The sequence below is a fragment of the Alteromonas sp. genome (assembly GCF_984505615.1).
This window is the reverse complement of sequence record NZ_CFHOXV010000033.1, coordinates 29,481-50,590: the sequence shown is the minus strand read 5'-3', so window position 1 is coordinate 50,590 and position 21,110 is coordinate 29,481. Positions and strand designations below refer to the sequence as shown.

The window sequence follows — 21,110 nt, the reverse complement described above, 5'->3', positions numbered from 1 at the left end:
GGGACGGTCTGGGCCGTGAAGCGAATCTGACATGGAGTAACACCCTGCAATTTGGCAATGAAATCGTTGCCGGTGAGTGGCAGGGTAATGCGACCTCTGCGCCGGAGGACGGGATTTATCCTGTATCTGTAGAAGAGGAAGTGGCCGGAAGGCTGGATATCCGGCTCAATGATGTGCTGACATTTAATATCGGCAGTGAAGAGGTGCAGGCGCGGGTAACCAGTTTACGAAAAGTCGACTGGCAGACTATGCAGCCCAATTTCTTCTTTGTCTTGTCACCTGAAGCGATGGCGGCGTTTTCACCAACCTATATCACCAGTTTCTTCCTGCCACGGGAAAGAAAGCCGGAACTGACAGAATTGCTGAAGCCATTCCCGTCCGCCACCTTGTTTGACGTGGATGCCCGTATCAATCAGTTGCGGGATATTGTCGACCAGGTCTCACTGGCCGTTGAGTTTATCCTGATTCTGGTGCTGGCTGCCGGCGCACTGGTGCTGATAGCACAGGTCCAGGCGTCAATGGACGAGCGTCAGCAGGAACTGGCTATACTTCGTACTCTGGGAGCGAAAGGATCGCTGATCCGCCTGAGCGTAGTATATGAATTTGTCATCATCGGCGTCGTGGCCGGGTTTATGGCCGCACTTGCCAATGAGCTCAGTCTCTATTTGCTGCAAACACAAATTTTTCAGATGGAAGCATCGTTGCATCCGGAGTTTTGGGTGATTGCACCGGTGACCGGAGCGATTGTTGTGGGTGTATTGGGGGCATTGGGCTGCTGGCGTTTGCTGTCATTAAATACCACAGCGTTGCTACGAAAAATGGTGTAGCAACCCTATTGAAATTACTGCGGTACAAAATAGCTGTACCGGCGGTATAAACCGGTTCAGAGAAGAGTGTGTCACTCTCTGAACCGGCTCTTTTCCTGATATTTTCCGGGCATTTTCCCGCCAGCTGGCAGGCTTCAGATTTTCATCTTTTCTGCACAGCGTTTTTTTATTTCGTTACAAAATTTACAACACCTCTTTACGTTGCCTGTGATAACTTACGCAATATTGCCGCCGGCCGTTCTGACAATCCGTTCTCCGGCCTGAAAATAATTGCTTCGCAGTGACCACAATCATTACGTTCAACAAAATAAAAATGACACCCAGCCTGACAAAGGATTTCATCTGACAATGAATAAATCATCTGTTTTCGCACTCCTGTTTATTCTTCTTATATGTGCATGGATGGTCTCCGGACTTTTTTCATCAGAGCCCGAAGAGCAAAATCAGACTCAAAGTGAGAGCCAGCCATTTTCCGTGGAAGTGACGGTTTCTGAAGCGCAGGTTACACCGGTTTCGCTGGTGGTTCAGGGACAAACCGTGCCGGAACGCTTGCTGGAAATTAAAGCACAGACGGCGGGACGTATTGAGCAGATTTTGGTAAGCGAAGGCGACTCTGTGCGAAAGGGTGATACCTTACTGACCATCGATATGGAAGACAGACTTATTCAGCTTGAGCAACAGGAAGCGCTGTACGAAGCCCGTAAGAAAACCTATAAGCGTTTGTCGCAACTGGCTGATAAGCAGTATCAAAGTGAATCAGAGCTCGACACCGCTCTGGCAAATGTAAAAGCGTCTGAAGCCGCCATTGCGAACATCCGTTCAGATATTAATTTTGTGCGTCCTGTGGCGCCTTTTGACGGCGAAGTCCAGAGTTTGTCTGCAGAAAGCGGCGATGTGGTAAGTATCGGCGATCCGATGCTGGAGCTGGTGGATAACTCGGTACTGGTGGTTGAGATCCAAATCGCACAACAACGGGTGAATGAAGTCAAAAAAGGGCTGCAGGCAGATATTAAGCTTGCCACCGGCGAGCAGGTATCAGGCAAAGTCCGCTTCATTGCTCCTTATGCCAGCAGTGAATCCCGTACCTATCTTGCTGAAATCGGCATACCCAATCCTGACGGAAAACTGAAATCCGGCTCCAGCGCCACGGTTACCCTGCACGTGAATGAAGTGAAGGCCCACTATGTATCGCCGGCGACATTCACCCTGGATGCCGATGGGCGAATTGGGGTTAAATCAGTTGGTAGTGACAATAAAGTGGAATTTCATCAGGTATCACTGCTGCAATCTGACAATGAAGGGGCCTGGGTAACCGGCTTGCCTGATACCGTGCGTCTTATCACCACCGGGCAGGGCTTTGTGGATGCCGGTAATGTGGTGACGCCAGTTGAGAAGGCGGCCAGATAATGAATGCGATAATCGATGCGGCATTTGCCCGCACCCGTACCGTAGCGTTGGTCTTTTTTGTTTTAACCATTGCCGGTGCCAGTGCTTATTTTGCCATTCCGAAAGAGTCTGAGCCGGACATCACGATTCCGTTTATCTATGTCTCGGTGGTGTACGACGGTATTGCACCGGAAGACAGCGAACGCCTGCTGGTGAGGCCGCTGGAGAAAGAGCTTCAATCCATTGAAGGCTTAAAAGAAATGAAAGGGACGGCCATTCAGGGCTTTGCCTCAGTGGTGATGGAGTTTGAAGCCGGCTTTGATGCTGACCAGGCGTTGCTTGATGTCAGGGAAAAAGTCGATCTGGCCAAAGCGGAGTTGCCTCCCGGCAGTGAAGAGCCCAGAGTTACCGAAGTGAACCTGTCACTCTTCCCGGTGCTGACTGTCATGTTATCGGGTGATATTCCAGAACGTACGCTGGTGAATATTGCCCGCCGTCTGCAGGATGAAATTGAAGCTTTATCCGGTGTACTGGAAGTGGATATTGCCGGTGACAGGGAAGAATTACTTGAAGTCATTATCGACCCGGTTGCGCTGGAAACGTATAACCTGTCTTTTCCCGATGTGCTGAATTTTGTCAGTCAGAATAACCAGCTGGTGGCAGCCGGGGCCATTGATGCCAGTGCCGGGCGCATGGTGTTTAAAGTGCCGGGCGTGATTGAGACCATGCAGGACCTGGCTACCTTGCCGGTGAAAAAAGTAGGGAACACCATCGTCACCTTCGATGATGTCGCCACCATCCGCCGTACATTCAAAGACCCCACCAGTTTCGCCCGCTTGCGGGGTGAAAAGGCCATTGCTCTTGAAGTATCAAAGCGAAGCGGCGCAAATATTATCGAAACCATTGCTGATGTACGCAATCTTGTGGAACTGGCGAGAACTCAGTGGCCGGATACCATCAAAGTAGACTATCTGCAGGACAAATCCGGTGAAATTAAGAGCATGCTGGGTGATCTCGAAAACAACGTGCTGACCGCTATTATTCTGGTGATGATAGTGATTGTTTTTGCCCTGGGTATACGGCCGAGCATCCTGGTCGGTATGGCTATTCCCGGTTCCTTTCTGGCGGCCATGACGGTGATATTCTTCTTCGGCATGACCATGAATATGATTGTGCTGTTCAGCCTGATTCTGGTGGTGGGTATGCTGGTTGACGGCGCCATTGTTACCATCGAGCTGGCAGACCGGAAAATTGCTGAAGGCGAGCCGCCGAAAACTGCTTTCGCAACCGCCTCCAAACGCATGGCGTGGCCTATTATTGCTTCAACCATCACCACGCTGACCGTATTCTTCCCGCTGCTGGTGTGGCCTGGCCTGGTGGGAGAGTTTATGAGCTTCCTGCCGCTGACCGTCATCATTACCTTAACCGCCTCGTTGTTTATGGCGCTGATCTTTATTCCGGTACTTGGCGGTGTGATTACCCGTAAAGTCAGCGTTGATACCCAGTCTGATACGGTGAAATTTATCCGCATGGCGGAGAAGGGCAACCTGGATGATATTCAGGGCTGGCTGGGCCGTTATCTGCGATTCTTAAAGAACATCGTAAATCATCCCGGCAAGTCCACACTGGCAGCACTGGGTATTATGTTCATGACCTTCGTGCTTTACGGTTTCTTTGGTCGTGGCGTGTTGTTCTTCCCTGACATTGAACCCGAATATCTGCAAATTCAGGTACAGGCACGGGGTGATTTATCTATTTATGAGCGCGACAAACTGGTTAAGAAAGTCGAGAAGTTTTTGTTGCAACAAGACAATCTCGATTCAGTTTACGCCCGCACAATTGGCGGCGGTGGTGGTAACGAGTCGGAAATGCCGGAAGATGTTATCGGCGTTATCCAGCTTGAATTAAGCGACTGGGAAACCCGTCCGCCGGCGTCAGAAATCATGGCTGATATCCGTGAATATGTTGAAACCATCCCCGGCATCAAAGTACAGGTACGGTTGCCCGACATGGGGCCGTCCTCCGGTAAACCGGTGGAAATTGTCCTCAGCGGGATCAGTAATGACAGTCTCATTGAAGGCACGGAACATATTCTTGCCCTAATGGAAGAAACGGGTGGTTTTGTTGATGTTGAAGACTCCCGGCCTCTGCCCAGTGTGGAGTGGCGTTTAAATGTCGACAGAGAGCTGGCGGCGCAGTACAACGTGGATGTCACCCTTCTGGGGAATGTGGTGAAGTTAATCACCAATGGCGCCATGCTGGCGGAGTACCGCCCGGATGATGCCGAGGAAGAAGTCGAAATTCGTCTGCGCTTCCCGGAAACCTTCCGCAATATTGAGCAGCTCTATCAACTTCGTATTCCGTCTGCCAACGGCTCTGTGCCGATTGGTAACTTCGTGACCATTGAGCCTGCACCCAAAACCGGACGGATAAACCGTCTTGATGGCGCACGGACCTATACTATTAAGGCTGAAATTGCGGAAGGTGAGTTACTGGATCAGAAGCTGAAGCAGATGCGTGAAAAGCTCATCGAATCGCCATTACCTGCTGACGTTATGTTGTCATTTAAAGGCGAAGATGAGGATACCCAGGAGTCAATGACATTCCTGAGTAATGCCTTTATCGGCTCGATTTTCCTGATGCTGATAATTCTGGTGACTCAGTTCAACAGCTTCTATCAGGCCTTTGTGGTACTGAGTGCAATTATCTTTTCAACAGCGGGCGTGTTAATTGGCCTGATGGTCACGTCGCAACCCTTCGTGGTGGTTATGAGTGGTATCGGCACCATTGCCCTTGCAGGGATAGTGGTAAACAACAACATCGTTTTAATCGACACCTATAATGCGCTCAAGAGTGAGGGCATGGATGCCAAAGAGGCCATTCTGCGCACGGCCGCGCAGCGTGCCAGACCGGTACTGCTGACGTCAGTTACCACCATTCTGGGTTTATTACCCATGGTGTTTGCGCTGACCATCGATATCGTCGGCCGGAATATTTCTGTGGGAGCGCCGTCAGCGCAGTGGTGGACAGTGTTGTCGAGCACTATTGCCGGCGGTCTGACATTTGCGACCCTGCTCACACTGTTGCTGACACCGGCGTTGCTGATGTTGGGAGAGAAAATAAAATCCCTGACCTCATCAGCCAGGGATTAAAGCTGCGCCTTTACCAGAACTTTTCAAGGATGTTCTGAACAATGTTAAGGCTCATAACGTGTGCAGCAAAGGTCTGCACACGTACCTGCATTCTATGAATTGGATAACCGCGAAATACCCACCACTTGCGGGTCGCATTATAACGGGTCAGAAATTGCTTTTTATGCGCCGGCAGCGGTGTGGTTCCGTAACGTTCCCAGGCTTTATACGCCCCTGTGATATCGGCATAACGCATGAATTTTTGCAACCATAACGGGAAACGTTGCCAGCGCAAGCTCGATTGAAAATCAATAATGGCGGGCTTTCCCTGCTCATCAATAAGAATGTTACCCATGTTCCGTAAGTCCAGATGAACCTGTCCGGCCTCATGCATCCGGTGAATTATTTTTTCCAGTTCGAGACAAAATGCCGGTGACAAACGGTTTCCCTCAGCACCGTAATCTTTCAGTGTTTGCCCGGCAATATGGCTGTAAGCAATGGAACATTCACCCGGCCGGAATCAGAGCGGTGTAATGCCCGGTATGTGTTGTAATGCCGTAATGGCATTGAACTCCTGGCGAACTGATAAACGCCCTATGGTTTTTCTGATAAGCCAGTGCCGTGAAGAAAAGTCTTTGATGATGAGTTGATAGTGTTCGTCCTGATATAAATAAACGATAGCGTTAGCAAAGCGTCCTTCATGCAGAACGGACAGGCTGCCGGCAGAAAACGTGTGGCCGGGTATGTGTGCTGACAGAGCACGAAGAATTGCCTGAATCATGTTGAGTGTGTGTTTTTGGTTGACCAGGCAAGTATTTTATCGCTTGTGGTTGCCCGGGCAACTAAATAGAGATTGTAAGCGGATAAGTGCGATAACTGTCAGTTAGTGACACAAATTATGCTGACAACGGGTGAGCATGCTGAAAAATTGTGCTCTTTCAGATTCTGAAAAATCCTTTAGTGCGACATCGTAAATGGCATTAATTTTAGGCGTAGTAAGCGGGAAAAGCTGTTCGCCTTTTGCGGTGAGGGCCAGTTTAAATGCGCGGCCGTCGTGAGGGCAGGGTTTGCGGCGGATAAGCGCCTTTTCTTCCATACGGCTTAAAATCCGGCTCATCGCGCCTTTATCATGATGCATCGCTTCACAGAGTTTTGCCAGGGTATCGGCTCTGCCTTCAGCGATCAGCTTGATAACGGCAAATTGTGAACCGGTAAGGTCAAATTCTTTCAGAGCCTCGTCCAGTCTGCTCATCATCTGATTCCTGACCAGCGCGATTTGTTTGCCGAATTCACCCGCAGCCACAGTCGTTACTCCGTTATGTAAAATACTAAAGACACCGGCAGACTAAACAGGTTCACATCGGGGTGCAAGGCTTTTGATTTATATACAAAAGCCTTTCGCTGGCCGGTGGCAATAGTCCGGCGGATCAGATGCTGCTATCAGCTTCAGCCATCTTTGTAGTGATAGCTGTAGCCGTTCAGGGCTGGGGCGCCGCCAAGGTGTGCGTAAAGCACTTTTGAGCCCTCAGGGAAGAAACCTTTTTTAGTCAGGTCGATTAGCCCCTGCATCGATTTTCCTTCATACACCGGGTCGGTGATCATGGCTTCGGTTTTAGCCGCCAGACGTATTGCTTCATTGGTTTCTTCTGACGGAACACCGTAAGCGGGGTAGGCATAATCAGGGTTGATAACAATTTCGTCTTCACGCACTTTGCGGCCAAGGCCCACCAGATCAGCCGTTTTATCAACAATACTGGTTACCTGATCCCGTGTCTGCTGCAGAGTGCCTGAAGCATCGATACCAATTACTGTATCTGCACGGTCGTGATTGGCAAAGCCCACAATCATGCCGCCCTGGGTAGAACCGGTCACTACACACACCACAATATAATCGAACTTAAAGCCCAGCTCTTTTTCCTGAGCAATCACCTCTTCGGCAAAGCCGATATAGCCTAAAGCACCGTATTTATGTACTGATGCGCCGGCCGGAATTGCATAAGGTTTGCCGCCGGCATCTTTTACTGACTGAATCGCTTTGTTCCAGCTGTCGCGAATGCCGATATCAAAGCCGTCGTCTACAAGGCGGCTGTCAGCCCCCATCAGGCGGGTCATCTGAATGTTGCCCACGCGGTCATAAACGGCATCGTAGTGTGGCACCCATTTCTCCTGCACAACCACGCATTTCATGCCGATTTTGGCAGCCGTCGCAGCAACCATACGGGTATGGTTAGATTGCACACCACCAATTGAAACCAGCGTATCAGCACCGCTTGCAATGGCGTCCGGAACAATATATTCCAGTTTTCTCAGCTTATTACCACCCATTGCCAGACCTGAATTACAGTCTTCCCGTTTAGCGTAGATATCTACTTTTCCTCCCAGGGCTTCAGTCAGTCTGGGCAAATATTCGATTGGCGTTACGCCGAATGTCAGCGGGTAGCGCTCAAAATTACTGATCAATGATTTCATAATCCGGTTTCCTGTTCTTACCGGTAGCCGTTTTAATTCTACGGGCAGTCCGGCAGGTGGTTTGTCAGGACAAGCAACAGACTTTGTCCTTTTTGTGCGTTATACTGCACAACATAAAACAAACATAACACCGTGCGCTATAGCGCACAAATAGTTTTTTGCTATGGCCGAACAAGAATTTAAGCAACATATTGCGTTACACCTTAAAACCCTGCGAAAAGACAGAGGACTCAGTCTGGACGCTCTGGCAAAGTTGTCCGGAGTCTCTAAGGCGATGCTGGGACAAATTGAACGTCAGGAATCCAGTCCCACCATTTCAACTCTCTGGAAGATTGCCAGCGGCCTGGATGCATCGTTTTCTGCCTTTTTTGCATCCGGACCGGATGACAGAGAACACAGTGATAACTTTCCCCGTGATCCGGACATGAAAGTGAAAGCCATCTTTCCTTATTCAGCAGATACGCGAATAGAAGTCATGGAAGTATGTTTGCTGAATTTCCATGAACAACAGTCTGATCCCCATGCGCCCGGGGTGATTGAGCACGTTTATGTGACAGAAGGGGCGTTATCGTTGCATGTGGACGGGGCGTGGCATGATTTAAAATGTGGTGGCAGCTTGCGTTTTCATGCCGATCAGCCGCATGTATATAAATCCACGGCGCAAACAACCCGTTTTCAAAATATTATTTGCTATTAGGCAGGTAAATCGCCCGGCAGAGACTAAGCTGAATAGCGTCTTTGCCGGACGGAAGTGCAAAATCAGTTATTTTGCTTTTTATCTTCAGAAGCCTCTTCTTCATCCAGATCCGTCACTTCAACACGACCCATGCTGACTTCATGTTTGGTACGCAGTTTCTGCAGAATTTCCAGTTGTGCTTCGGAGAAACGGAAGTTAACCGGCGTTTTCATTGCGTTGTCTTCAGCGAGGTAGTTTTGAATTGCTACCGTGTCGCCAAAGGCCTCGCCGGGTTGAGTCGCTACTACGGCATCCAGCATGGCCGCCCCGTTAGTTGCAGCCGACCGGCCGTATTTTCTGCCTTCACCAATCAGCGCTGCCAGAGTCCAGTCTTCCATTTCGAATTCGACGTCGTCGCGGTTTGCGTATTCATCGAACATGTCACCCTGCAGATAATCCATTAAATGGCTGATCAGTTTGGCCTGATCGTTGTCAAAGAACGGCATGTTGCGCTCGTATAATGCCGACACTTCGCCGTCAAAATACGTACCACGGTTTGAATTAATAAATTCACCGGCATTGTCTTCCAGTTTCCGCCACACTGTTTTGCCGGTGTAAGCAGTATTTCTCAGGCTCGGGCCACCAATATTGCCTTGCCAGAGACCATAAATAATCAGCGGATTACCAAAGTATTTTTCTTTGAGGATCGTAAACTGAATGTCGTCCAGGCTTAACGGAACACCGGCGACGTTGAGTAGTTTTTGCGCCATGATTGAGTCGTCATCACCGTAATCGAGCACCCGCAGTAAATTGTGCTTCGGATACACTTTCATCATTTCATCCAGCAGGGTGAAATTGTAAAGGTTCAGCCAGTAAGCCAGCTGTTCATTTTTGTTCAGCAGACGTAATGGCACTTCAGCGGGCAGCATTTCAAGGCTTGCGCGAATGTCAGAGATAAATTCAGCTATCAGATCTTTTTCACTTGCGCCTTTAAAATAGAACCTGTTGCCTTCCAGCGCCGTCAGTCTGTTGATGCGGGTTTTTAATCTGGTACCGACACCTGCATCCGGTCGGGGGGCTTTTTCCCGCGTGGACCAGCCACTTACTGTTACATAAGATGAGAGCAGCGCATTCAAATCATCATAGGCCACTTCCAGAGTAGAATTGGGATCATCGCCGCGAAATGGCTCAGGAATATTTTCTTCACCGGCAACAGACAGAGGAGATGTGCCTGCGAGCAGCAAAATCAGCAAGGTGTTGATTGTTTTTTTCATAGTTACATCCTTTTTACTAATTTGGAGTGATAACTATTTACTTCTGAGCCCGGACTGTCAATGCAGTTGTGCAATTAATAACCGGATGTGTGTCACGAAGATGTGACAAAATGTGAATGGCACCAGTCAGAGCAATTGTCAGTGACGGGCGCCGGACTCCATGGTTAAGTTTCAGGCGTATATTTGTTGCAAAGCTGCCGGCAGGGCCGGATAGCGAAAATGGAAACCGCTTTCCTGCAAACGCTCAGGAATCACATGCTGGCCGGTGATGACCATATCTGCAGCTTCACCCATCAGTATTTTCAGTACGAATGCCGGGACCATGAAGAAATCCGGCCGGTGAAGCGTTTCCGCCAGAGTTCGTGTGAAGACAGCATTGGTTTCCGGTTCCGGAGCCGTAAGATTATAAGGCCCAGTGCAGCGGTGGTTTTCAAGGAGATGTTCAATGGCTGACACCATGTCATCAATGTGGATCCATGACAGGATTTGTTTTCCGCTCGCAATTTTCCCTCCCACACCCAACTTTACCGGCATTGCCATTTTGGGCAATGCTCCCCGGTCCTTATCGAGCACGACACCGGTGCGTAACAAACATACACGGGTTGCGTCAGAGGCTGCCTGCATGGCGATTTGTTCCCACCGCTGACAAACCTGGTGGGTGAACTCATCATGAACGGTATGGTTATTTTCGGAAACCGGTCTATTTCCCTGACGGCCATAGTAGCCGATGGCTGAGCCGGATATAAAGACAGACGGCGGATGTTCACAGGCTTTCATGCGGGTAACAAGCTGCTGTGTCAGATCCCAGCGGCTATGGCAAATGCGTTGTTTTTGTAACGGCGTCCAGCGTTTATCTGCAATAGGCTCGCCGGCCAGATTAATGACGCCGTCAAACAGACAAAAATCTGCAATATCATGCAAACCTGCAATTACCTCAACATTGTCCGGCAACTGTTTGCGGGCATGCTCCGGCGACCGGCTTAACACGGTGAATTGATATTTACCTGCTGTTTTATGAATAAACCGGCTGCCAACCAGCCCGGTACCGCCTGTGACAAGTATTTTCACTAATACCTCTTTAAGGTTTGGTGCACGACAACGTCAGGGACACTGAATCGGCGAAGCGCAGCGCGTGAGGCTTATCCACTTCCACTTCTGCAAACGTTACCCACGGGTGCTCTGCTGTAACGGAAAGCACATCTGAAGTGAGTTTCTCAAGCAGAGAGAAACGGTTGTCTTCCACCAGTTTTATAATCGCTTTCGTCACCGTTTTATAATTCAGAGCATCATCCATGTTGTCAGTATTGGTGGCGTTTATTGCATCGTAATGAATCTTCGCGTTAACCACGACATCCTGTTTATTTTTTATCTCGTCGTCGTTAATACCAATATAGGTGCGCAGGCGCAGGTTCTTGATCCGGATGGTTGCCTGATTCAGCGTCATGATCTCTCTCGTTATTCTGGTTATATCTATCAGCAGTATAATTTGTTAATTTGATAACAGGAATTATCTTTAAAAGACCACTATGGAACTCAAATCACCCACAGCCAAAGCGATGATAGTACTCGCTTGTCTGGTCGTTGTACTGGCCGGTATTAAGGCCGCCAGCGCCATCATGGTACCTTTCTTCCTGTCGGTATTTATCGCCATTGCCTGCAGCCCGCTTATAAACTGGGCCAGTGCTCACCGCATTCCGCGCTGGGCATCTATTACTTTAGTAATACTGATTATTCTGGTTTTCGGATTCCTGCTGGCAGGGCTGGTTGGCCAATCATTAACAGATTTTAAGGAAAACCTGCCCGGTTACCGCAAACAGCTGGACAGCGAGTTTGCCTGGATCATTGACCGGCTGGCGACAATGAACATTCATATTAACCGTGAGCTGTTCACTCAGCACTTTGATCCCGGTACGGCGATGTCTGTGGCAACTAATTTTCTCAGCGGTATGGGAGGTGCATTGTCTAATATGTTCCTTATCCTGCTGACGGTTATTTTTATGCTTTTCGAAGCTGACAGCATGCCTTCACGTTTACATACGGCGCTTGCCGATCCGGAAATGAAGATGAAACATGTGGACCGGTTTATAAAATCGGTGAACAGCTATCTGGCGATTAAAACCGTGGTAAGTCTGGCAACCGGGCTTATCATCGGTATCTGGTTATATATTCTGGATATCGACCACTTTCTGCTCTGGGGTGTGCTTGCGTTTCTGCTCAATTATATCCCGAATATCGGCTCAATTATCGCTGCCATTCCCGCGGTGCTGATCGCACTGGTGCAATACGGGGCGGGCACTGCAGGACTGGTCGCACTGGCATTCGTGGCGGTAAATACCGTGATGGGAAATATCGTGGAGCCCAGATTGATGGGGCGGGGGATGGGACTGTCTACCCTGGTCGTGTTCCTTTCTCTGGTATTCTGGGGATGGCTGCTGGGCAGTGTCGGAATGTTGTTATCCGTTCCGCTGACCATGGTTGTGAAAATTGCGCTGGAATCCCGTGAGGAGAGCCAGTGGCTGGCATTACTGCTGTCCAGCAACGCAGAGCGGGATGCCAGACAGCTTTAATCAGTGAAATTACCTTTATCAGGCTATTACATTGACCGGTGTAATGATGACCGGTACCGCTTTCGAGGTCGGGGTGGCACTTTGCTGCCCCACACTGTTAAAGGGCACCAGCGGGTTCGCTTCCGGATAGTAGGCCGCAACGTTCCCCTGAGGAATATCGTAGCTGATCGCTTTAAAGCGTGAAATTTTACGGGTGACATCGTCATCCCATACGGTCTCAACATTTATCAGACTGCCTTCACGTATATTCAGTCTGGCTAAATCCTGCGGGTTCATGAACACAATATTACGTTCACCGAAAATGCCTCTGTAACGGTCGTTCATGCCGTAAATCGTGGTGTTGTACTGGTCGTGGCTGCGCAATGTCTGCATGGTGAAAACCGGCGTATCACTGGCTGCGATTTTTGCCATCACGCCTTCGCTGAACAAATTCTCAGGTAAGGCATTGTGGTTAAACAGGGCTTTACCCTCTTTATTCCGCCATTCCCGGTTTGCTGCAGCGTTGTACAAATGAAAGCCGCCGGGTTCGGCTATCTTATCATTCATATTCTCAAACCCGGGGATAACCTTCGCGATAAGGTCGCGGATCAGGCTGTAATCGTCTGACAGCGACAGCCAGTCTGCCGGCGTATTCTCACCCAGAGTTGCAGCGGCGATACGGCAAATGATCTCTGTTTCCGATTTAAGGTTGTTACTTTGCGGTGGTGTGCTGCCGCTGGAACCGTGCACCATACTGAATGTGTCTTCTACGGTAATCACCTGATTGCCCGTGGCCTGCATGTCGATTTCTGTTCTGCCTAAACAGGGCAGCAGCAGGGCGTCCTGTTTAGCGGTTACGTGAGTGCGGTTGAGTTTAGTTGCGATGTTTACCAGCAGTTCAGCGTTGCCGGCTGCAGCGGCGGTAAAGGGGGTATCTGCTGCGGCAGCCACCAGGTTTCCGCCAAGACAAATAAGTACTTTGCTGCGCTTTTCATGCAGAGCGCTGAGCATATCAAACACACGGTGTCCGGGTTTTTCCGGCGGATTGAAGCCAAAAGTCTCTTTCATGCGCTGATTAAAATCGGGTTTTGGTGCTTCAAGGATCCCCATCGTGCGGTTGCCCTGCACATTGCTGTGACCACGCACCGGACTCAGTCCTGCACCGGGTAACCCGAGGGCACCGGTGAGCAGATGCAGAGAAACAATTTCTTTGATGGTATCTACTGAGTAAAGATGCTGGGTGATACCCATCGCCCAGGTAGAAATGGTTTTGCGTGAAGCAGAAAACAGTGCTGCCAGTTCTTCGATTGTACTTTGCGACAGGCCACTTTGTTTTTCTATGCTCTGCCAGCTTGTTGCTTCAACAGCAGATGCATACGCATCGAAACCTGAAGTGTGTGAAGTAATAAATTCATGGTCGAGCCTGTCTTTGTGGTGCATCAGAATGGCCTTCGCCATACCTCTGGCAACAGCATAATCGCCCCCCAGTTTAGGTGAAACGTACTTACTGCTTATTTGCACAGTTTCAAGACCGAGTAACTCTGCAGGCTTTTGCGGGCTGGCAAATTTCTGTAAGCCGACTTCTTTTAAGTTATTCACCGAAACAATGGTCGCCCCCCGTTTTGACGCCGCACGCAGAGCGTTCAGCATGCGCGGATGATTAGTACCGGGGTTTTGTCCGAACACAAACAAGGTGTCAGCTTTTTCAAAATCTTTCAGGACCACCGTGCCTTTGCCTACACCTACCGACTGGTTCAGTGCAATGCCGCTGGCTTCGTGGCACATATTGGAACAATCGGGAAAATTATTCGTGCCGAATGCACGTCCGAATAATTGATAGACAAAAGAGGCTTCATTACTGGCACGGCCGGATGTATACAACTCAAGTTCATCAGGGCTGTTTAACCCGTTGAGTTTAGCAGCAATGATATCAAAAGCGTCATCCCAGCTTACCGGTTCATAATGGTCTGTTGCTGCATTGTAACGTAGAGGTTCTGCCAGCCGGCCCTGACTTTCCAGCCAGTGATCGGATTGTTTATTAAGATACGTCACACTATGTTGTCTGAAAAACTCAGCACCAATGGTCAACTCTGTCGATTCCCATGCCACTGCTTTTGCACCGTTTTCGCAAAATCTGAACGTACCGTCTTTTTCGTCCCCCCAGGCGCATCCCGGGCAGTCAAATCCCTTATGCTTGTTCACCTTATACAGGTTCAGCATGTTTTGACGAACCTGCTTACTTTTAATCAGTTCGTTCACAGTGGATTTAATTGACGGTAAACCGCCTGCCTTAGTGGATTTAACTGCCATGTTGAACCTCGCGGGAGAAAAATACAGGCTGGTTGTTTCGTGGCAAAAACACCAGATTCAATTTGTGTTGCCTGGCGAAAGACACTGCCAGTGACGTGGGAGAAGAAAAACTTATCAGTGTGGTAAACCCTGCAATCACTGCCTTCTGGACCAGTTCCACGCCACAGCGGCTGGTCACAACAAGATAACCTTCTTCATGGTTTTTTATGCGTTTTCGCACAGCACCGATCACTTTATCTAATGCGTTGTGACGGCCAATATCTTCCCGTCCGAGTACGATATCATTGCCTGAACCGTAAAGGGCGGCGTGCAGGGCGCCGGTCTTACGGGCTTTTTTCTGCAGCTTGTCCATGGCATCTCTGAGTGAACCGAAGTCACAGGCCGGCACAGGAGCCCAGCTTGCCGCAGCTTCAAGTTGCGGAAATGCCTGTTCAAGTGCGGTGTGATTACAAATTCCGCAGCCTGCATTAACCCGTGTAAAACGCCGTGATTTTAGCAGGTGCTCCCGGCGGCCGGTAAGGCTGACATTAGCTTCGATGCCGGCTTCGTTGCGCCCGATATGAATATCTTTAATTTCAACCGGCGCAGTAATGATTTGTTCAGTCAGAAAGTAGCCGGTAATGAAGTCTTCGATATCGTCAGGAGAGATCATCATTACTACCAGACTGATGTCATTGACGGAAATCGCCAGCGGCACTTCTTCAACCAGCAGTGATTCATCGTCAGGTAGTCTATGCTTGTCAGCAGAAAGTAATTCCGGTTTTGTCATTAACGCATACAAAATGTTTAATCGGCCAGGTTGAGCCATACTAGATGAAAATGCAGGACGGGCACAGTCGTATACTCAATTCGTCACCCTGTATGCATAGATAGCAAGTGTTCTGCAACGGCTCAAGTCGGTTGCAGTAGAGCAGGGAGACTTTTTAAGATTGAGAGGGGAGTATTATCAGTAACAGTTACAATGCACAATCAGAAACTGGCAGAATGACTGAAGAAAACGGCGGGCACACATTGTGCCCGCGATACGTGGTCATTTGAATTCCGGATAAAATACGGCCTTAGCTGCTGTAGCTGGCGCCAGAGGTAAATAACCGATTCCGGCCGAGCCGGTTTTAAGGATGATTTGATTACCATTCAATAAAGTAAGATCATCTTCGTCCAGATCATACTTCTCCAGACCAAGCTGTTCATGCACGTAGATAAAATCATCTGAGACATAATAACCGTCAACATCGTAGTACATAATTCGTTGTGCCGAGTCATCCAGTATCAGATCTGAACCGGTGGCGTTGGACATGGCTACTCTCATCAGGACGACACTGTCTTCATAATCCCATTCCGCATAATCCGGAGTCAGATAGACAAAGCTCACCGGCGGTGATTCTAGAACAAATGAGTCTATCACCGTGACCTCACTGACAACGCTGAAATCAAAGCCGTCATCTACATCAGCAAATGTCATTAAATTAACATGTATCTTTCGGGTGGCGCCCGGCGGCAAACAGCGGGCACCTACGGGGGTTTGGGAATAAAGAGAGGCGGTATCGAAATAGCCATTGTCAGTTCCACGCACTTCAAGAGAGGTGGCAAAGGTAATCGCCTCACCGTTAGCATCAGTCATATGCCAGTCGGGTCTGTCAGCATCACAAAGCATGAAATTCCCTGTATTGGTAATTTCATAAACACCATAAACCTCGGTGTCATAAAAATCATTGTCGTCTTCATCACCCCAGACCATATTCTGCCGTGGTACTGCTGCCAGTTTAATGGTCGGACTTACTGAAATATGATTTGAAACAATATTTCCTGATGATGAATAAATCGCGGTAAGAGGTAATTCTGCCTTATTCATTTCAACATTTTGAAGACCAAAGCATTCACCGGCAGCTGCTTCATAGGAAAGGCCTGCATCTTCCAAAGCAATCTGAGTTATAGATGTTGTCGGATCACACAACTCACTTTCTGAAGGCACCGCGTTACCTGTTAATCCATCACTACTGATATATTCATCATCATCTGTCCAGTCAACGCTGCCAGTCAGTTCCATAGTTTCTGTGCCGTCGTCCCAAATGAAAACTGCACCTGAAAAAGTGACTAGCTTGTCGGGTACATTAACGGTTATCTCGCAGTTAACCGAACATTCATAGTTGTATTCAACACCGTCAACCGACAGCGTTAGGAGAGAGGCTGACAGACCTATACCATCTATAAAACCAACTACAATCACAAAGCCATTATCAGGCTGTATACCTGCCAGCAGATCTTCTACGTCATTAAGATCTTCCATACCGACCAGTGTGACGGAATGTTCAACGCCTGAAAACGCGGCGAATCCAAAGGCTATATCATTGACTTCAAGTGTGCCGCCAACCAGATAGCTATGTTCACCAGTTACTGTCAGAATAGCGCTAGAGTCCACATCTGAGCCATTGCCGCCAGCACCGTCACTGTCATCGCCGCTGCTGTCGTCGCCTGAACCGTCGCTGCCATCACCGCTGTTATCGTCACCGGAACCGTCGCTGTCATCGCCGCTGCTGTCGTCACCGGAACCATCGCTGTCATCACCGCTGTCATCGTCACCGGAACCGTCGCTGTCATCACCGCTACTACCGTCACCTGATGAATCATCGCCATCACTGGTGCTGTCATCATCTGATACCGTCAGAGTCAGACCCTCCTGTTCGAAGGATTCAATCAAATGACTGGTTGCTTCGGCCTCACTGACCAGATAACCACGGCCGTCGGGGACAGCATCAAGCAGTGCCTGAATATTGTCTTGCGTAAACAGTGAAGGATCGACAGTCATGTCTATGGTAATCGTCCCTGCGATAGTCGCTACCGTTTCAGAGACATTAATGCCATTTGAAAGATCCCCGTCTTCGTCAATAGACTGGAGAATTCGGGACAGGTTTATTGAGTAGTTATCCAGCTCACCATCATCTTCAAAGGAAACCGGAGTAATAATGTCATCGCCGGCTGACACACCGATAACCCAATCACCAATGGAGAATGAAACAATATCGCCCTCATAGTAGGTAAAGGTGCCATTTTCATCTGTGACACCGGACGTTTCATCTGATGTATAAGTTAATCCCTGAACCGCACTATCAATGAAGCGGCCTTGCAACAGAGGGCGCTCATTTTCATCGTCGTCGCCACAACCACACAGGAGACTTAAAGACATGATCAAAAAACATGTTGGGTAAAACTGCCGGGTTGCCAGTGTGCTCATATTATCCTCCGTAAAATTCAGAACAGCAGGATTTATTATGTCCGGACAAGGTAATTTTGTTACCTACCAGAATTGGTAGTTTTATCTTTTTAATTGCAAAGGTCGTATGAGGTTGTGGGTAAGAGCGATGGCTACTGCATGAATTTTGTTTTTAGCTTTGAGCTTGATAAATATGCTCTTCCAATGATAACGCACCGTGTTGTGACTGATTGAAAGGCGGTCTGCGATGGCTGTATCTGTCAGGCCTTCAGCAGCCCAAAGTACTACATCGGTTTCCCGCACAGTAAGCATAGAAGCCACTTTCGCTGACGAAATAAGCGTCATGTGCTCGTTCAGCATGGCTGAAGCAAAATAGAATTCAGCTACAGTAAGACTCTTTTCTCTTGGAGAGGTGTCATCTTCACAGACAGATATGCAATTGTGTTCGCCGTTTTTCACGCGCAATCCCAGCGCGTATCCTTTATTCAGTCCAAATTCACCGGCTTCTCTGAGTATGCGTTTTCCTGTGTGGCCGGTGATTTCGGCAACCTTCTGCCACTCAAAAGGCAGAAGGTTGTGCAGGGAGTAGTCAAACAGCGGATCATGACGAGCATAATCGTTTTTCATATAGTGCATAGTCCAGTCTTTCGGGAAACTGGCCTTTACAACATCATTTTGAGCATTGCCTGGCCGGACTTTACAGTATCCTACGGCACTGAAACCCCGAAAATGCATAAACTTACAAAACATACTGAATGCTTTATCTGTGTCGGGTTGACCAGCCAGAGTTGTTGCCAGAGTTTCCACATCCATGTTTTCATCCTTAATCCGTAAGGCAAATGTGTGAGATTTTACTGGTAAAACTGATTGTTTAATTAATGTACTAAAATTCGCATGGAGAAGACGTGAATGCAATGAATCAATGGGCTATAGCATCAATATACTAAATAGGAATGACTGTTAGTGTGACCTGAAATTAATAGTGAATTATAAAGCTTCCATGGAATAATTTTCTACTCGCCGGTAATTGTGGCATTAACGCCCGGAAGGCTCATTTATGAATAAAAATGTGCAAATATTCGAAGTCATCCATACTAAGTTAAAACAGGGAAACTAACGTCAGGAGAAATTCGTGAAGCAAAAAGCGCTAATTCATGGCATCGCGATGTCAGCCAGTATTTTTATTCTTACCGCATGTGACAATAGCGGGAAGGAGGAAACCATTGCCGGACATCCTTACCAATATGACTGTGGTGATGCCGGTGCGGTGATTTTTCAGGTGGACGGCAACGATACAGCCATTCTGCAGATTGGCGCAAATGCCATGGTGCTGACGCCCGGTATCAGTGCCTCGGGTGCGAAATATACGGGTAACAGTGTGGTGTTCTGGAGCAAAGGTAAAGAAGCGACGCTCACCCTCAGTGATGAGGAATATCATTGTGCCCGAATTGAAGGGGAATGAATCAGGCAGTGTGATGACAAGAAAGAGTAGGCAATAAGTATTTAAATTTTCTCAATGCTGAAATAAATAAACCCGCTTTTCCAGGCGGGAACTTAATTAGTGGCTCATAATATTTACAAAGTTTTTTCATTTTTTTTATAAAAAGACTGATTTAGCTGCATCTGATTAGCCAGCACTCCCGTATGGCTAGATGTTCACTCACGAAAAAAGGTTAAATTATGTCCAGGTTTACGCCACTCACTCTTGCCGTCTCCGCGTCGCTGGTTGCCGGTCTTTCTGCCACAGCCATGGCTTCGAGCCACCGCGAAGCTCCGGCTATTACCCGTGCCCCTACCGTCGATGCCACAGATTTTTATATGTTTAACAGTTACGAATCTGGCAGAGAAGGGTATGTCACGTTGATAGCCAATTACATTCCGTTACAGGATGCGTACGGCGGGCCAAACTATTTTTCAATGGATCCGGATGCGGTATATGCGATTCACATTGATAACGATGGCGACGCGATGGAGGACATTACTCTCGCATTTCAGTTCAGTGCCATGCTGGCTGCAGATAATGAAGGTGTTGCTCTGCCGGTTGGTCCTGAAGGCGATCAGAAGATGATCAAAGTACCTCTGAAAAATATCGGGCCGGTCAGTGCTGACGATCAAAGTAATTCTAACTTTTCTGAGCATTACACAATGACATGGGTTAGTGGTAACGCCCGCACCGGTGAAAGAACATCACTGACACCATCTTCAGCAGCAATGTTTTCTAAACCACTGGACTATATTGGTGATAAAACTTTCACCAGTTCAGGTGAATATGAGCGTTACGCCGGTCAGTATGTTTATGATTTCGCTGTACCGGGCTGCGAGAACCCCGGCAAAGTCTTTGTTGGACAGAGAAAAGACCCGTTTGTTGTTAACCTGGGAGATACTTTTGACCTGGTGAATTATGTTCCTGTTGAAGGAGACAGTGCACCCGGTGCAGGTGACGGAGATGGTTTTCCGGGAGGAATCACTCAAAGCGAAGATAATGATGATCTCGCTGACAAGAACGTGACCTCTATTGCTGTTGAAATCCCGGCCGCTTGTATTACCGGAGACGGCAACGGAACAGTGGGCGCATGGACCACAGCCAGCCTGCCACAGGCCAGAATCCTGAATCCAAATGCAACGTTCGAAAAGCCATCAGCTGCTGGTGGAGCGATGACACAGGTATCACGGCTTGGTAGCCCGTTAGTCAATGAACTGGTAATAGGCCTTGGCGATAAAGACAAATTTAACAGTTCACATCCGTCTGCAGACGGACAATTTGCTGATTATGTGACCAATCCGGTATTGCCTGAATTGCTTAATATCCTGTTCCGCGATGCAGTGAATACTACCCTGGGCACAGATCTGGAAACTCTCGCGCCAACTAATTTTCCGCGTAATGATTTAGTCACTGCGCTTCTCACCGGCTTTCCGGGAGTAAATCAGCAAGCTACGGTAACTGCGTCGGAAATGCTGCGTCTGAATACGGGTATTCCGGCAACACCAGCCGGTGAACAGTCAGCGTTTGGCGTTGCCGGTGATGATCTTGCCGGTTTTCCAAACGGCCGGCGTCCGGGTGATGACGTAGTTGATATCGCACTTCGCGTGGTAATGGGGGCATTATGTTATCCCATTCCGGTGAATGGCGAGTCGACTGACTTAGGTCTCTGTACCTCAGAAGATGCAAGTGTTGGAAACGTACCCTTTACCGATGGTGCTCCGGTAGACGCTTCCATGACCATGTCTGGTTTTCCTTATCTTGCAACCCCAATCTCTGGCTCAGCGGAATAAAGGAATC

Annotated in this window: 18 protein-coding genes; 7 read left to right on the top strand and 11 right to left on the bottom strand. The window is 48.6% G+C overall.

The window, feature by feature from the left end; all coding sequences use genetic code 11:
* The 3 genes from AC4PME_RS15740 to AC4PME_RS15730 all read left to right on the top strand — a co-directional run.
* On the top strand, positions 1 to 827 hold an 827-nt coding region (locus AC4PME_RS15740), incomplete at its 5' end, for an ABC transporter permease (RefSeq protein ID WP_491529651.1).
* 348 nt (positions 828 to 1,175) lie between these two features.
* Positions 1,176 to 2,234 (top strand): efflux RND transporter periplasmic adaptor subunit, encoded by a 1,059-nt coding sequence (locus AC4PME_RS15735; RefSeq protein ID WP_491046215.1) that lies wholly within the window; start codon positions 1,176 to 1,178, stop codon positions 2,232 to 2,234.
* Positions 2,234 to 5,365 (top strand): efflux RND transporter permease subunit, encoded by a 3,132-nt coding sequence (locus AC4PME_RS15730; protein ID WP_491046216.1) that lies wholly within the window; start codon positions 2,234 to 2,236, stop codon positions 5,363 to 5,365. Before AC4PME_RS15735 ends, AC4PME_RS15730 begins: the two co-directional genes overlap by 1 nt.
* 10 nt (positions 5,366 to 5,375) lie before the next feature.
* Here the strand turns inward: AC4PME_RS15730 and AC4PME_RS15725 are convergent, their stop codons facing one another.
* From AC4PME_RS15725 to AC4PME_RS15710, 4 genes are all read right to left on the bottom strand, one after another.
* A complete protein-coding gene (locus AC4PME_RS15725) occupies positions 5,376 to 5,783 on the bottom strand; it encodes a protein kinase family protein (protein WP_491046217.1) in 408 nt (135 codons plus the stop codon).
* Positions 5,784 to 5,864: 81 nt separating this feature from the next.
* On the bottom strand, positions 5,865 to 6,125 hold the full coding sequence (locus AC4PME_RS15720) for a hypothetical protein (RefSeq protein WP_491046218.1): 261 nt from the start codon (positions 6,123 to 6,125) through the stop codon (positions 5,865 to 5,867).
* A gap of 102 nt (positions 6,126 to 6,227) precedes the next feature.
* A complete protein-coding gene (locus AC4PME_RS15715) occupies positions 6,228 to 6,647 on the bottom strand; it encodes a MarR family winged helix-turn-helix transcriptional regulator (RefSeq protein ID WP_119500877.1) in 420 nt (139 codons plus the stop codon).
* 143 nt (positions 6,648 to 6,790) lie between these two features.
* Positions 6,791 to 7,813 (bottom strand): 1-aminocyclopropane-1-carboxylate deaminase, encoded by a 1,023-nt coding sequence (locus AC4PME_RS15710; protein ID WP_119500878.1) that lies wholly within the window; start codon positions 7,811 to 7,813, stop codon positions 6,791 to 6,793.
* Positions 7,814 to 7,976: 163 nt separating this feature from the next.
* Here AC4PME_RS15710 and AC4PME_RS15705 point away from each other — a divergent pair, with 163 nt between their 5' ends.
* Entirely contained in the window at positions 7,977 to 8,510 is a 534-nt protein-coding gene (locus tag AC4PME_RS15705) for a helix-turn-helix domain-containing protein (protein ID WP_491046219.1), read from the top strand.
* 62 nt (positions 8,511 to 8,572) lie between these two features.
* Here the strand turns inward: AC4PME_RS15705 and AC4PME_RS15700 are convergent, their stop codons facing one another.
* From AC4PME_RS15700 to folX, 3 genes are all read right to left on the bottom strand, one after another.
* Positions 8,573 to 9,763, bottom strand: a complete 1,191-nt coding sequence (locus AC4PME_RS15700; protein ID WP_491046220.1) for a DUF547 domain-containing protein — start codon at positions 9,761 to 9,763, stop codon at positions 8,573 to 8,575.
* 171 nt (positions 9,764 to 9,934) lie between these two features.
* Positions 9,935 to 10,831, bottom strand: a complete 897-nt coding sequence (locus tag AC4PME_RS15695; RefSeq protein WP_491046221.1) for a TIGR01777 family oxidoreductase — start codon at positions 10,829 to 10,831, stop codon at positions 9,935 to 9,937.
* Between the two features lie 10 nt (positions 10,832 to 10,841).
* Complete coding sequence (gene folX / locus AC4PME_RS15690) at positions 10,842 to 11,207, bottom strand: dihydroneopterin triphosphate 2'-epimerase (protein ID WP_491046222.1); 366 nt, start codon at positions 11,205 to 11,207, stop codon at positions 10,842 to 10,844.
* A gap of 82 nt (positions 11,208 to 11,289) precedes the next feature.
* Between folX and AC4PME_RS15685 the strand changes: the two genes are divergently transcribed.
* On the top strand, positions 11,290 to 12,330 hold the full coding sequence (locus AC4PME_RS15685; RefSeq protein ID WP_474851682.1) for an AI-2E family transporter: 1,041 nt from the start codon (positions 11,290 to 11,292) through the stop codon (positions 12,328 to 12,330).
* An 18-nt stretch (positions 12,331 to 12,348) separates the two neighbouring features.
* Here AC4PME_RS15685 and AC4PME_RS15680 read toward each other — a convergent pair whose 3' ends face one another.
* The 4 genes from AC4PME_RS15680 to AC4PME_RS15665 all read right to left on the bottom strand — a co-directional run bounded on the left by AC4PME_RS15680 (position 12,349) and on the right by AC4PME_RS15665 (position 18,643).
* Positions 12,349 to 14,619, bottom strand: a complete 2,271-nt coding sequence (locus tag AC4PME_RS15680) for an FdhF/YdeP family oxidoreductase (RefSeq protein WP_491046223.1) — start codon at positions 14,617 to 14,619, stop codon at positions 12,349 to 12,351.
* Positions 14,609 to 15,388 (bottom strand): formate dehydrogenase accessory sulfurtransferase FdhD, encoded by a 780-nt coding sequence (gene fdhD, locus AC4PME_RS15675; RefSeq protein WP_491046224.1) that lies wholly within the window; start codon positions 15,386 to 15,388, stop codon positions 14,609 to 14,611. Before fdhD ends, AC4PME_RS15680 begins: the two co-directional genes overlap by 11 nt.
* A 261-nt stretch (positions 15,389 to 15,649) precedes the next feature.
* The gene (locus AC4PME_RS15670; RefSeq protein WP_491046225.1) at positions 15,650 to 17,803 is read right to left on the bottom strand and encodes a hypothetical protein; all 2,154 of its coding nucleotides are present in this window, start codon (positions 17,801 to 17,803) and stop codon (positions 15,650 to 15,652) included.
* Between the two features lie 129 nt (positions 17,804 to 17,932).
* Positions 17,933 to 18,643, bottom strand: coding sequence for a helix-turn-helix transcriptional regulator (locus AC4PME_RS15665; protein WP_491046226.1), 711 nt, complete (start codon positions 18,641 to 18,643; stop codon positions 17,933 to 17,935).
* Positions 18,644 to 18,962: 319 nt separating this feature from the next.
* Between AC4PME_RS15665 and AC4PME_RS15660 the strand changes: the two genes are divergently transcribed.
* Both AC4PME_RS15660 and AC4PME_RS15655 read left to right on the top strand, forming a co-directional pair.
* Complete coding sequence (locus tag AC4PME_RS15660; RefSeq protein ID WP_491046227.1) at positions 18,963 to 19,292, top strand: MliC family protein; 330 nt, start codon at positions 18,963 to 18,965, stop codon at positions 19,290 to 19,292.
* Between the two features lie 218 nt (positions 19,293 to 19,510).
* Positions 19,511 to 21,103, top strand: a complete 1,593-nt coding sequence (locus AC4PME_RS15655) for a DUF4331 domain-containing protein (RefSeq protein WP_491046228.1) — start codon at positions 19,511 to 19,513, stop codon at positions 21,101 to 21,103.
* Positions 21,104 to 21,110 lie beyond the last annotated feature (7 nt).